The organism is Sorangium sp. So ce426 (assembly GCF_051475585.1).
Taxonomy (GTDB): Bacteria; Myxococcota_A; Polyangia; order Polyangiales; family Polyangiaceae; genus Sorangium; species Sorangium cellulosum_B.
On the sequence record NZ_CP150341.1, the window covers coordinates 2,622,997 to 2,636,208 of the forward strand.

11 protein-coding genes and 1 pseudogene are annotated in these 13,212 nt (G+C 68.5%); 8 read left to right on the forward strand and 4 right to left on the reverse strand.

Annotated elements, in window-relative coordinates:
* Positions 1 to 28: 28 nt before the first annotated feature.
* Positions 29 to 1,597 (reverse strand): hypothetical protein, encoded by a 1,569-nt coding sequence (locus WMF44_RS10040; RefSeq protein WP_437298901.1) that lies wholly within the window; start codon positions 1,595 to 1,597, stop codon positions 29 to 31.
* Positions 1,598 to 1,689: 92 nt separating this feature from the next.
* Positions 1,690 to 2,901: a hypothetical protein gene (locus tag WMF44_RS10045; protein ID WP_437298902.1), complete on the reverse strand. Its 1,212-nt coding sequence runs from the start codon at positions 2,899 to 2,901 to the stop codon at positions 1,690 to 1,692.
* 190 nt (positions 2,902 to 3,091) lie between these two features.
* On the opposite strand from WMF44_RS10045, the gene WMF44_RS10050 reads away from it, so the two are divergent.
* The 4 genes and pseudogenes from WMF44_RS10050 to WMF44_RS10065 form a co-directional block, all read left to right on the forward strand.
* The gene (locus WMF44_RS10050) at positions 3,092 to 4,213 is read left to right on the forward strand and encodes an RNA polymerase sigma factor (RefSeq protein WP_437298903.1); all 1,122 of its coding nucleotides are present in this window, start codon (positions 3,092 to 3,094) and stop codon (positions 4,211 to 4,213) included.
* Between the two features lie 129 nt (positions 4,214 to 4,342).
* Positions 4,343 to 5,230 (forward strand): helix-turn-helix transcriptional regulator, encoded by an 888-nt coding sequence (locus WMF44_RS10055; RefSeq protein WP_437301545.1) that lies wholly within the window; start codon positions 4,343 to 4,345, stop codon positions 5,228 to 5,230.
* A 63-nt stretch (positions 5,231 to 5,293) separates the two neighbouring features.
* Complete coding sequence (locus tag WMF44_RS10060; RefSeq protein ID WP_437298904.1) at positions 5,294 to 5,506, forward strand: hypothetical protein; 213 nt, start codon at positions 5,294 to 5,296, stop codon at positions 5,504 to 5,506.
* 405 nt (positions 5,507 to 5,911) lie between these two features.
* Positions 5,912 to 6,346 (forward strand): annotated as a pseudogene (locus WMF44_RS10065) (CgeB family protein); the annotation flags it as partial.
* A 150-nt stretch (positions 6,347 to 6,496) separates the two neighbouring features.
* Here WMF44_RS10065 and WMF44_RS10070 read toward each other — a convergent pair.
* Positions 6,497 to 6,709 (reverse strand): hypothetical protein, encoded by a 213-nt coding sequence (locus tag WMF44_RS10070; protein WP_437298905.1) that lies wholly within the window; start codon positions 6,707 to 6,709, stop codon positions 6,497 to 6,499.
* 354 nt (positions 6,710 to 7,063) lie between these two features.
* Here WMF44_RS10070 and WMF44_RS10075 point away from each other — a divergent pair, with 354 nt between their 5' ends.
* Positions 7,064 to 7,852 (forward strand): hypothetical protein, encoded by a 789-nt coding sequence (locus WMF44_RS10075; RefSeq protein WP_437298906.1) that lies wholly within the window; start codon positions 7,064 to 7,066, stop codon positions 7,850 to 7,852.
* Between the two features lie 319 nt (positions 7,853 to 8,171).
* Here WMF44_RS10075 and WMF44_RS10080 read toward each other — a convergent pair whose 3' ends face one another.
* The gene (locus WMF44_RS10080; RefSeq protein ID WP_437298907.1) at positions 8,172 to 8,468 is read right to left on the reverse strand and encodes a hypothetical protein; all 297 of its coding nucleotides are present in this window, start codon (positions 8,466 to 8,468) and stop codon (positions 8,172 to 8,174) included.
* A gap of 1,054 nt (positions 8,469 to 9,522) precedes the next feature.
* On the opposite strand from WMF44_RS10080, the gene WMF44_RS10085 reads away from it, so the two are divergent.
* The 3 genes from WMF44_RS10085 to WMF44_RS10095 all read left to right on the forward strand — a co-directional run bounded on the left by WMF44_RS10085 (position 9,523) and on the right by WMF44_RS10095 (position 12,852).
* Entirely contained in the window at positions 9,523 to 9,930 is a 408-nt protein-coding gene (locus WMF44_RS10085; protein ID WP_437298908.1) for a hypothetical protein, read from the forward strand.
* Positions 9,931 to 10,465: 535 nt separating this feature from the next.
* A complete protein-coding gene (gene istA, locus WMF44_RS10090) occupies positions 10,466 to 12,034 on the forward strand; it encodes an IS21 family transposase (RefSeq protein ID WP_437297343.1) in 1,569 nt (522 codons plus the stop codon).
* Entirely contained in the window at positions 12,031 to 12,852 is an 822-nt protein-coding gene (locus WMF44_RS10095; protein WP_437297344.1) for an ATP-binding protein, read from the forward strand. The genes istA and WMF44_RS10095 overlap by 4 nt, the downstream gene beginning before the upstream one ends.
* Positions 12,853 to 13,212: the final 360 nt, after the last annotated feature.

Below are 13,212 nucleotides of genomic sequence, written 5' to 3' on the forward strand. Positions count from 1 at the left end.
CTGACGTGCCCCGCCAGCACAGGGCGGTTCATCGAGGCGGCTCCGGGTCTGGCGCATCGAACCGGTACCAGAACAGCGAAGTCCCGTCTTTCCCCTGGCCGAGCCCGCTTTCCAAGGTTGCGTTGCCGCCGATCCCCCCGGTGCCGGCTTGTCCGGGCGAGACCGTCGAGTTCTCCAAGATGGCCACCGAGGCGCCCACGGAGCCGATGCCAAACGAGTGGCCGCCAAGACCACCGCCGGCATCGCCCCCGCGGCCGCCGTTGCCGCCACCGCCGCCGGCGCAGCCTCGCGACCAGTCGGGCCCAAGACTGTGCCCACCGTGGCCGCCATCGGGGCCCAATCCGCCCCACTGGCCCGTTCCGCCGACCCCACCATTGCCGCCCTTGGCCCCGAGGACCGTGCTGGCGTCGACCGTGAGGGAGCTCCCCTGCAAGGCCACGATCCCGATGCTCGCACCGCCGTAATCGCCCCCTTTGCCCCCCTTGCCGCCGCAGCCACCGCTGCCCCCCGATCCGCCGGCCGCACCGCCCTGGGGCCGACCCGCCGGACACGCGTTCATGGGGTCGCGCCCTTTGCCACCGCCACCCCCGCCGCCGCCCTGACCGACGCCGCCCGGCTTCCCGTTCTCCCCGCGGGGGCCGACCCATCCCTCGACACCCAGGAGGCCAGCGCTTGCCGCTCCGGCAGCGCGCTCCGCGTCGGCGCCGTCTGCTCCGCGGCCTCCAACCGTGCACGGCATGCTGGACGCGCCGGTGCCAGCCGAGCCGCGATTGTCCGGAATCTCGACCGGCTCCGGCAGTCCTGACGTCCCATCATCGCCCGTCTCGAGGCCTCCATCGCCCCCCTGGCCACCCGTCGACTCGACCCCCTCGCCGCACACGGTCACGACCGGAAGGGCGCCCGGCGCCATGTTCGCCGTACACGCATCCACGCCGTCGTTCCCCAAAGCGCCGGCGTTCGCGCGGTAGCTCGGCGCGTCCTCGCCCGGCTCTCCATCCTTCCCGTCGCCTGCGAGGATCTCGCTCTCCCGCACGATTGCCCTGGATCCATAGCTCAGGAGCATCGCGATCGACGACTTGTGGTCGCTCGCGGAGGCGTCGGCCGCCACGGCGCGCACGCCGAAGATCACCGACGTCGCGTCGTTCCCTGCGTTGACCGCGTCGTCCACGCCGAGGACCCGCACCGGGATCCCCACGGGCGGAGCGATGACGGTCAACGCGCTCTGCCCGTCGAGCGGCCCTCCGTAGGACCAGTCGCCGCCGGCACACAGACGGCCGCCCCAGAGGTCGACTCCCTGGGGGAGCGAGATCGCCTCCTCGAACACCCCGCCGCACGCGTACACGCGCCGCGTCGGCGCCTCGCCGTGGCCTCGACCGTGCGCGGCGAGCCCGATCGCGTGCTGGAGCGTCTTGACCGGAGCTCCCTTCGTTCCGGGGCTGTTGTCGTCGCCCTGCTCGCTGACGAACACGCCGCACTTGTCGAGCGCTGGCGCTGTGCCGGGCTCTCCCGCGCACAGGTCGGGCGGAGGCTCCGGATCGGGAGCACACGCTAGCTTCTCCGAGCAATCCTCGGAATAGGCAGCGCAAGCTGTCAGCATGCCAGCTCCCCACACGCAGACGGCGAGAGCGACGACCGACGTCACGGCACCTCGGTCTGCCAGCGCACCCATTCTCTCGGCCCCCCGCGTGCTCACCATACCCCCTCGATTCGCGCACCGATTTCGTTCCCATTCGCCACGGGCGAAACGTTGACCCGATCCTGAGCCGGCTTGAATCTCAGGAAAGAGAAGTCCGTGAAGAATGACGCGGCGGTCACGGCACCGACGACACCACCCGTGATCACCGTGGCCAGACCGGCGCGGCCGAACATGTTTCGCGCGTCCTGCAGGCGCGCCAGCTCGCCACACGGCGAGTTCCGAGGCGCTTGCCAGCACATCGACGCGCTCGATGACGGCTCGCTTTGGAGCCAGTCACGCCGGGCGCTCAGGTCGTCATCGAGCTTGCCCGCGTGGATCATGAGGATGGTGCCCACCGCCACGCCAGCCGTCGTGACGGCGATCCCCGTGATGCGCAGCGTCCCCGGCCAGGAGGCCCACGGGCTGGGAGCTTGCGCGCGCGCCGCGGGCAACGTGTGCAAGGGGGTCGGCGTCGCCGGCGCGGTGTCCTTCGTGCTGCTCGCCTCCGTGGCGCTCCCCGCCGCCGCGCGGGATAGCTCCATCGTCATCTCGTGCTCGACGCCCGCCACGCCAAGGAACCCCTGAAACGCATCCGCGTGGCCCGGTGCACGGCCCCGCACCATGTGTTTGTCCCCCGGCTCGAAGAAGAGCGTATAGGTGCGCGCAGTCCGTCCGACGCGCTCGCCGTCGATGAGCACCTCGGCGTCGGGCGGATCCACCGAGAGCACGAGCGTAGCGACGCGCTTCACGGCCTCGCGCTGGCCTGCCTGGAATCGCCGCTCGAGCGCGTCCGGCAGCGCTTCGCGCTGTTCGAGGCTCTTGGTAAGGTGCTCGGCCGCATCGCGATACTTGTGCAACGCGACCTCGCAAAGGCCGAGCTCGCCGGCGATCTCCGCCCGCTCTCGCTCGGTGCTGGTCGTCGGGTCCGCGGCGTCGAAAGCAGCCTTGTAGGCGGCGTATGCCTCGCTCCACCGCCCGGCATTGCGCGCTCTCTGACCACGGCGAACATGGTCCTTCACCGATGAGCTGTCGTTCGGTCCCGCCTTCGGGGGGGACATCGGCGGCGCTGGCAGACTTCGTGAAGTCTGTTGCGCCTTCGGGGGGGCATCATCGGCGCTGGCCGAGGTCGGGAAGCCTGTTGCGACCCCGAGCGTGAGAAATATCGAGAACGAATGCGCAATGCAACGCATCCAGGGACGGTACTGACGCCGGCCGTTCGGCGTCAACCGCCAGAAATCGCGACGCCTCGGCCGTTTGGGCGAGAATTGGCGGTCGTATGACGGAATGTGCTCAGTCGTCCTCTAGGACCGTCTTCATGTGGTTTGAGGTGATACTTTGGTTTACATTATCCGACCAAAGTTGCTCCTCGGTTCTTTTTTGTGAAGCAGTTTGGTCGGCTCAAGTGTGCTGCTTACCGTGGGCAAGCCACCGACCGTCTTCCCCGGCTTCGAGCTCTTCCGGCGCCTCGCCAGGCGCCACGGCGTGCCGGAGCGAAACGCCGAGGATATCGCTCAGGAAGCGCTGCTGCGCGGGCTGGAGGCCGACAAGCGGATCGACCCAGGGGGAGACCCAGCCCCGTACCGCGTCACAATCGCCATCAACCAGGCGCGCAATCACGTCCGTGACGCACGCTGCCGCGGCGAGGTGCTGACGTCGTTCGATGAGTGCGAGATCCGAGACGAGTGCCCCACGCCGGAAGAGCTGCTCCGGAGACGGCAGCGGGAAAAATTCGCGCGGGAGCTGATAGACCAACTCGATCCCAAGTACCGGGATCTCGTGATCAAGCACGATCTCCAAGAGGTTCCGCTCGCCGAGATCGCGGCCGAGCAGGGACTTCCGCTGGACACGGTGAGGACGCGACACTGGCGGGCGCACCAGGAGCTCCGGGTGCAGCGGGAGCGGTGGCAGGCGCAGGAGCGCTCGCAGGAAAGGGACGATAGCCTCTGCGTGCCGCTCGCACTGGGCTTCGGCCGTCGCCCGTCGTGGGTGGCCTCGCTACGACGCCTGGGCGTGAGGATCCTCGTTCAGGGGGCGCTCGCCGTGCTGACCGGCGCGCTCGTCTCCTCGGTGTCGTCCCTGCCCGATCTTCAATCGTGGTTCGGGGCGGCGGTGGTTCCTGCCACCCCGCCCGCTGCGCAGGAGGCTGCGGCGTCACCTGCGCGAGACGGTGCGCACAGCGACGGGGCGCCCGCCGGCGGAGTACGCGCGCACAGCGCCGCAGCACCGGCCGCGCCGATCGCGCGCGGGATGTCGTCGCCGAGGGCGCAAGGAAGCGCGCGCGTGCAGGCCGTGGCGAGCAGCACGCCCGTTCCCTCAACGACGACCGATCGCCGGCCCGCGTCTCCGGCGAACGCCGTTCGACCGACGACCGGCGAGGAGCGCGAGCGGAGCCTGATCAACCAGGCCCGGAGGGCCATCGAGGCCCGCAGTGTCACGGCGAACGTCGAGGCTCTCCGGCTGCTGAATACCCACGCGCGGGAGTTCCCCCGGGGGCGGTTCGTCGCCGAGCGCGAAGCACTCCTCCGGCAGCTTCGCTGAATCCTCGGCTGTCCTTCGGCAGCTCACAGGCGGTAACCCTGGTGACGTCTTCGGACAGCACAAGGCGAAGATCCGCCTTGCGTCCCGACATGAACGATCACGTCCAGGAGACGAAACGCGATGAATACAATGGAGGATCTACTTGGTGCGATGTGGCTCATTTCGCCGCTCGGGCTCGCGATGATAGCCTGTGTCGCGATCGGCTTCGCGGTCACCGCGCGCGAAGCGCTCGGACGCGAGCGCGGGCTTCGCGAGGCGCGCGAGCACGCGCATGACGACGAGGAGGCAGCCCTCACCGATGCGAAGGAGCAGGCTGCGGCGGAGCGTGACCGATACCGGCGCCTTCTGGACTGTCACGTCGACGCGGCGCTCGCAGAGCTGACAGACGCCCGTGCGCGCCCCGTCCCCTGGCCAGGAAGGGTCCTCGAGTCGTTCTGCGCGACGATGCCTTCGTGGAGGAGGAAGCTGGCCGAGAGCATGGGGTTGGAGCCGAGGGAGGTGGAACGGTTGCTGAGGAGCGACCTCCCGATGACGCCCGGCCTTGCCCGGCAGCTGGAGGCCTTCACCGGCACGCCGGCGCGGTACTGGGAGCGCCTCTGGCAGCTGCACGACGACCACCGGACGGACGCCGAGGAGACCGTGGTGATCCAGGTCGGCGAGCCCGTCACCAAGCGCGAGAGCTCGGCGCGTCCCGCGTCGTCGCCGGCGCAGAGCTCGACACCGCCGACGCTACCTCCCCGCGCGCTCGACGTTCCTCCGCCTGTGGTGCCGTCTCCCGAGCTTGCGGCCAGGAGCCCGCGGGCGAAGCTCCCGCCGCCTCCACAGCCGCGGCTTCGGTCGCCGCTCCCTGTCCGCGCCGCCACAGGGACTGAGCTCGTCCGGCGTGCTGCGACGCTGACGAGCTTCCCGGTACAGGGTGACGAAGGCGAGCCGGGTTCCGCAACGGCTGCCGATTGGGAGGACGTAGAACGCTCTCCGCTGAACACGACACTTCCGGGAGTGGGGAGCCATGGGTGAATTGCGTAATATCATTATGCTTCGGGAAGCCAGCGAGATCTCTGTGCGGGGAGTGGGATTGCAATGAGCGTCAAGGGCCTGGTTGTCCACTTTCGGCGCGACTTGGATGACGATGAAGCACAGCGAACGATCGACGCCCTGATGATGATCAAGGGCGTTGTCAAGGTGGCATCTGTCAAGGCCGGTTACGAAGACGAACTGAACCGGCAGCGGGTCAAGCGAGATTTGCTAAGCAAGATTGACGGGCTTCTGAGGGATGACGAGGTCACGATCTAGCTGCCGACGAACCCGTGTCATCGTGGCGGCGACGCAACCGGCCCGCCGCGCCGCAATTGGGATGCGCTCGAGGGCGACGCTGGCGCACGGACGACGTCGTGCCGCTCCAGGCGTGCGCCCCTGAGCGCGCCGTTAAGAGCCGGCCGACGGCGCCGCGACGGGCCGCGCTCGAGGTCGCACCCGCGCCGCTCTCGCGGGAGGGCGAAGCCTGCCGGATCTCAGGCGACCGTCGCCTTTGACCATCGCCTCGAGAACCCTGCGGCGATGCGACGCCGCGCTGAGGGCTTCGCTGCCCGCGCCGGCGGGGCCGCTGCGGCGCCCGTCAGGGCGGGTTGCGCCGATCGACGCGACGAGACCCGCTGCGGTGGCGGGTGCTGGATCGTGGGCGGTGCTACGGTGGCGTGCGCCGGTCGGCTGCCGCAAAAGCGGTTCGTCCTCGGGGGCTCCCTCTATCCCGAGGATCTCCCGTGGGCGCAGAACGTCTATTACGTGCGCCATGTGGCGCCGCCGGATCACCCGGCGTTCTATTGCTCCTCACCGCTGACGCTCAACGTGACGCGGGGGGCGATGGCGGCGATGGGCTACTGCCCTTCCGGGCGGCTCTTCGAGGCCGCCGCCTGAGGCACGCCGGTCCTGAGCGACGGCTGGGAGGGGCTCGACTGGTTCTTTACGCCGGGGAGGGAGATCCTGGTGGTGACGACCACGGACGAGGCGGTCACGGCGCTGTCGCTCCCGGCGGGCGAGATCGCGGAGATCGCCTGCGCGGCGAGGGAGCGGGTGCTCGCGGAGCACAGCGCCGCGCGGCGCGCGGCGGAGCTCGTGGCCATTCTCGGCGGATAGGGAGCCCTACCGACTTCCCGAAGTGAAGAGGAAATCTGCCGCGCCCATCCAGTTTAACCTAGCGCCTCAACCACGACGTGGTCGTGCCATCCAGAAAACCGAGTAATTTTAGCAGGTAAGCGTGTCCCGTTGGGCTCAGCAGTTGCCACTCTACCGGTACGCGCCGCCCAGATCGGCGCGCAGCACGACCGGCGCCTCGCGCCCGCCGAGGCGGAAGATCCGCGCGGCCCCGTCCGCCGAGGCGGTGGCGACGGAGCGGCCGTCGGGGCTGAAGACCGCGTGGTGGACCGCGCCGCCGTGCCCGGCGAGCACCTCCTGGTCGACGGCGGCGCCCCAGACCGCGTCGCCGAGCGCCTGCACCACGGCGGGGCCCGCGGGGCGGCCGCTCGCCCTGGCGGCGGATAGGGAGCCCTACCGACTTCCTCGACTGGCCCGTGCCGGAGGCGCCGCCGCGTCTCGAGCTGCGCCGGCGTGCGCGCGTGATCGACCTGACCTCGTGCCGTTCCTGCGGGCCCGTAAGGCCGGACAGTAGAGCCCCGTCGCTAGGTCGAGCTCACGGAGCTCGGCGCCCCGAGGTCGTCGAGCTGGCGGAGCTCGGCCCCCTGCCGCCTTGGCGTCGGTCTCGCCGTTGGGTACCATCGCCAACCGTGCTGAGTGCTGTACGCTGAGCGCGACACATGTCGACGGTTGACTCGTTGTTCAATCTTGAGGCCAATCATGACAGACTCTTCTCAAATTCAGCGTGTCCTCATGGACCTACTCTCGGACGACAGGTCGCCGAAATACATCTCGGGCGGAGGTCGCGGATTCTTCGATACGATCAAAGCCCGAGGCCTTCTAAGCCCAACGCCGCAGCGCGGTGACGTTCAAGAAGCGATGTGGTCGCTCGTGGCGCAGGGCCTCGCGTATATCGATACGACTCAGCCGTCGGCGAGCAATTGGGAGCTGAGGTTAACTGCGAGTGGCTACGCTGTTCTAAAAGATTCCGAGTTTAATCCGCACGATCCGAGTGGCTACATTGATCGATTGCGTCAGCAAATTCCTCAGCCGAGTCAGGTTGTTCTAAGGTACATGAGTGAGTCGCTCTACGCGTTTAATCAGCGTTTGTACCTTGCATCTACCGTTATGCTGGGTGTTGCCTCGGAGGCGGCTTTCTTAGAGTTGGGGTCATCCTTTGCTGGTACTTTGTCGGGTGAAGCAAGAGGTAAGTTCGAGAACTTGCTTAGTGGTCCTGGTAGCTATGTTGCAAAGTTTCAGGAGTTTAGAAAGCGCATCGAGCCGAAAAGGCAGGATTTGCCAGAGGGACTGCGCGACGGAATGCACTTGATGCTCGACTCAGTGCTGGATCTTCTCCGCATAAACCGCAACGAGGCGGGGCATCCCACGGGTGTGACATTTGGCCGTGAGGATTGCTTCATCGCTCTACAGATGGCTGCTCGGTACATGCATCGACTATACGCGCTGAAGCAGCATTTCGAGCAGAGCGCTACTGAGGGCGCAACCTGAACTGTCCAGGTTACGAGCTCGCGGAGCTGGGCGTCCCCCGCGGATAGGGAGCCCTACCGACTTCCCGAAGTGAAGAGGAAATCTGCCGCGCCCATCCAGTTAACCCAACGCCACAACCACGACGTGGTCGTGCCATCCAGAAAAACCGAGTAATTTTAGCAGGTAAGCGTGTCCCGTTGGGCTCAGCAGTTGCCACTCTACTGTACGCGCCGCCCAGATTGAGCTCGTCCAAACGGGGGCGCCGGCGTGCCACACGCCCACACGTTCGCCTCGTCCCGGCGTCTGGTCGGGTGACCGTCGGCGGTCTCGTGGCGGCTCGCTACTCGGCGGCGCCGTCCATCCAGGAGGCCGGGTCGTCCGGGTCGCGGGTCCGGGATCGCGGCGAGGTCGGATCGGCGGGCAGGCCGAGGTGTTCCAGGATCTTCCTGGCGGTCGCCTTCTCGGTGATGGCGGCGAGAAGGCGCAGGCGGCCGGCGCAATGCGCGCAACGGAGGGCGTCGAGCCTGAACGTTCGACGGATGCGCTTGGCCCAGTCGATGCGCGGCGAGGTCGCGAGCAGCAGGCCGCCGAGCAGCCTGTCGAGGTGGCGGACGGAGATGCCGAAGTCCGTGATCACGACGTCACCGGCAACAGCTTCCACCGCGCAGCAAGCCGCGGGCATCACGGCGGGCCCGGCGGGTGCTGCTGCGAGCGGCGGTGAGGACAACGTTTGCGGGCTGAAGGCTACGGCGGCGCCCCCCGGCGCGGATGTCCGCTCCGCGCGAGGTGGTACGGGGCCGGGCGAGGCGCGCTTCGGCGTTGGCGGCGGCTCCTGCCACATCCGAACCTCCGTTGTTGCGGTGTTTCGGGTTCGAGGCGGAGCCTGAACGAGAGCCCGTGAGGCGGCCCGAAATGGTAATTCTGACGACCCGGTATCTCGTCGCGAGTTACCGGGATCTGGTCAAGTGTGGAAACCGCTCTGGTGACGCGCAGTTAGACCGCTTCGAGGGAGCTCCCGAGGGGCCGATTTGGGGGGCGCGAAGGGGGTCGATTTGGTAATTTTGCGCGGGGTCGGCTGAGGGGCTCCGACGAGCCGCCGACCTCCGTCTTGTCGCACACGTATGCAAGGGCGGCGCGCGGCGGGCACGACCGCGGGGCGGCCCGAAGGGCGCGGCGTGAGCTCTTCCCGGCGGACGCCGGGCCGGCCTGGGCCTGGAGCCGAGCACGCAGCAGGGTGCGAACACGGCGCACGGGGCCGCGGAGCTCGTCCAGGCGAGAGGCTGGCGCAAGGCGGAGCTCCCTCAGGTGGACGCCCAGCGCGGCTCGCGGCCGCGGCGCCGAGCGAGCTGGCCCCGCACGACGGCCGGGCCGTGGGATCGCCGGAGGGGTCACCCCGCACACCGAGGTCACGTGATCGGGCCCCAGCGAATGCCAGTCAGGTCACGGTGCCACGTGAAAACCGGCGTCCTCTTGGTCGCACGCTACATCAGACTTTAATGCCGTCGCCCTCGCCAGGAGCCGACTCTTGTACTGTGCTTTAACGCTCTTTAAAGTTGAACGGAAAATGAAGGCTTCGCTCTGGCAGGTTTCTGATTCGGTGCTTTTGTAGACGCATGAGCTCGCGGCGCTGGTACGAGCTCGCGTGCGGAGTTGTCCGCGCGCCGAGCCACGTCCTGGAAGAGTGTTTCCAGATGAACAAGCAGACCCGGTGCCACCTGCGCGCGATCGCACGGCTGCACCCGGAGATCGGCAACCTGTGTGATCAGCTTGAAGCGCCCTGGAACGCCGTGCGAAGGATCGCGCACGCGCCGGGGGCGGCGGAGCAGTGGGAGCGCGCGGCGCAGGTGCTCGGTGAGCTCGTGGAGAAGCGCCGGGCGACGGCGCCGCGCCGGTCGAGGCTGGAGGCTGTGCGCCTGGAGGCGCTGAAGCGAATGGGACCGCCGATGGAGGGGGGAGGAAAACTTGCTAGCAGCCTGCGAGCCGCGTGGGAGGCGGCGGAGCGCGGGACGCCCGCGGTCTCAAGCCCACGTCCGAGCGATCGGCATGCTGGTCTGCGGTGCAGCGCTGCCCGGCGGGAAGCGCGCGAGTCGAGCACATGAAGCGGCGTCGCGTTGGACTTTCGCCGCGTACCTCTCCCGTGCGTGCCTATGCGCCCGCTCGCCGATCCCAATTCAGGGAGCAGGCGACGCTGGCGCATGGGCGACGTCGTGCAGCTCCAGGTGCGTCAAGGAGTGCTGCCACGGCGCCGGTACGGTGCCGCGCTCGGCCCGATGGGCGAGGCCGACGGCGCAACGTTTGCCGACGTCCGCCTCGATCTCTGCGACGGCGTCGCGCTCGCCTGGGGTGGACAAGGCCCGATGGGTGGCTCTACGTCGCTGCCAGTTTTCAGTCTCATGGGGCCACCTGACGGCGTTTTTTTCAGGGTCATGGGGCCACCCCAAATCCAGGAGGATGGGGCCACCCGCGCGGGGGCGTGACCCAGTTTTTTTCAGGGTCATGGGGCCAGCTTCCGAGGTTTTTTGCAGCCTCATGGGGCCAGCTCGGGACGCCGAGGTCGGGATCTGAGACGGGCTCCTTCCGATGACGGCGCGGGTCGCCGTCGGAAGGAGGCCGATGCCCTACCGAGAGCTGATCATGGTTGACATCAAGGAAATGCTCCGCCGTCGTGCGGCGGGGCAGAGCGCGCGTCATGTGGCGCGCGCGACAGGGTTCGATCGCAAGACGGTCGGCAGGTACTTCGAGGCTGCAACGACGTTGCCACTGCCGTGTGACCGCGAGCCGACGGACGAGGAGATCCACGCGATCGCCCAGCGCGTGCAGGCGCGCCCCGTGCCCGACACGAGCGAGGAGTGGAAAGAGATCGGCACGCATCGCGCACGTATCGAGGCCTGGCTCGCCCAGCCCCGGCCGCTGAAGCTGACGAAGATCCACGTGCTGCTCAAGCGCGATCACGGCGTCAGCGCGAGCTACGGCACGCTCCGGCGCTTCGCCATGGAGGAGCTCGCGTGGCGCAAGAAGACGCCGACGGTTCGCGTCGCGGACACCGAGCCCGGCGAGATCGCGCAGGTCGACTTCGGCCTGATGGGAAGACTGTTCGACCCAGCAACGCAGCGGGTTCGCAATCTGTGGGTGCTCGTGGTGACGCTCGCGTACAGCCGCTACCAGTTCGTGTGGCCGTCGTTCGAGCAGACCACCACGGCGGTGTGCGCGGGCCTGGACACGGCGTGGAAGTTTTTCGGTGCGATGGCACGAGTGATCCTGCCGGACAACATGAAGGCCATCGTGCTGCGCGCCGACGAGCTCGCCGTCGTGCTCGTGCCGGCCTTCCTCGACTACACACAGACGCGCGGGCTGTTCGTCGATGCCGCACGCGTCAGGTCGCCCAAAGACAAGGCGCGCGTCGAGAACCAGGTCGCCTACGTGCGCGAGAGCTGGTTCGACGGCGAGTCGTTCGCCAGCCTCGACGAGGCCCGCGCATCCGCGGAGCTGTGGTGTCGCGATGTCGCCGGCGCGCGCATCCACGGCACGACACGCGAGGTGCCGCGCGAGGTGTTCGAGTCACGCGAGAAGGGCGCCATGAGGCCGGCGCCGGAAGCGCCGTTCGACGTGCCGCACTGGACTGACGCGAAGGTGCACCCCGACCATCATGTGCAGGTCCTCCGGTCGCTCTACAGCGTGCCCACGCGCTACGTCGGCAGCACGGTGCGCGTCCGCGCCGACCGCGCGTCGGTGAGAATCTACGCGGGTACCGAGCTCGTGAAGCTGCACGCGCGGGTCGCTCCGGGCAAGCGCTCCACCGACCCGAGCGACTACCCCACGGGCAAGGCCGTCGCGGCGGTGCGCGACGTGGCCTCGCTCGTCGCGAGCGCGAGAAAGTGCGGGGCGCACGTCGGCATCTACGCCGAGCGGCTGCTCGACGTGCCGCTGCCCTGGACGCGCATGCGGCTCGTCTATGCGTTGCTGCGGCTGTGCAAGAAGTTCGGTGATGGGCGCGTCGAGGCGATCTGCCAGAGCGCGCTCGCCTTCGACGTCGTCGACGTGCAGCGCGTGACGCGCATGCTCGAGACGGCGAAGCCGGCCGCGTCACCGTCGACCGAGGACCGCAAGGTCGTTGCGCTCCCCACGCCGCGGTTCGCGCGCAGCACGGAGCACTTCGCGACACGTACGACGGCGGCTGCCGTGACGAAGGAGGAGGTGCGATGAGCGCCAACGACGTCGACCCTGCGCTCGTCACGGCGCTCAAGCGGCTGCGTCTCGGCCGCATCGCAGCGACGTTGCGTGAGCGCCTCCTGCTCGCCGAGAAGCAGTCGATGGGGCACGAGGAGATGTTGCTCATGCTGCTGACTGACGAGATCGCGCGCCGCGAGGCGAGCGCGACGGACAGCCGCGTGCGCGACGCCGGGCTCGACCCAAGCATGCGCCTGGAGCTCTGGGACAAGACCGCGAAGGTGAGCTTCGATAGGCGCTTGCTCGGTGGGTTCACGAGCCTGCTCTTCCTCGAAGAGCACAAGCACATCGTCATCCTCGGCTCCGTCGGCGTGGGCAAGACCTTCCTCGCCAACGCGCTCGGACACCTCGCGTGTCAGCACGGCTACAGCGTGCGCTTCCTGCGCGCCGACGCGATGCTGCGCAGGCTGCGCCAGAGCAGGCTCGACAACTCACGCGACGCCGAGATGATCGCGCTCACGACCGTCGACCTGCTCATCCTGGACGACTTCGCGCTCGAGGCGATGAACAAGGAAGAGAGCCGTGACGTCTACCAGCTCTTCCTCGAACGCACGGGCCGCGGGTCGATGATCGTCACGAGCAATCGCGACACGGCCGAGTGGCTCGGGATGTTCGACGACGTGTTGCTCGCGCAGAGCGCCGTCGATCGGTTCAAGAACGCGGCGTTCGACTTCATCATCGAGGGCGAGTCGTACAGGCCACGGCTCAAGCCGAAGCTCGACGAGAGCAGCACGGCCGCGCCGCGGCCCGCGCGCGGCAAGCCGCCCACCCATCCACGCACCAAGCGTCGATGACCGCTGCGGTCCCGGCGAGGACGTCGCCCCCGGGGCCGCGCCGCCTCTGACCCCCTCGCTCCCCGCGGCGCGCCTGGCCCGCCCTCGTCGAGGTAACCGCCGGTGCCGCGGGGGCCGGGGGACCTGTTCGTGAGCGTCGTGGCCCCTGCTCTCCGCCAGAGCCTACCAGGGGGCCTGGGTGGCCCCATGACCCTGCAAAAAAGAGAGACGTCGCCGGTCGCTTCGCTCCCGGCTCCGGGGACCTCGACACGCTTCGCGGTCTCGGGCATCGTCGAGGCCGATCACGTCGTCTCCCCCTGGCCCCATGACCCTGAAACGGGGTGGCCCCATGACCCTGAAACGTGGCATACGTCGCCTCCA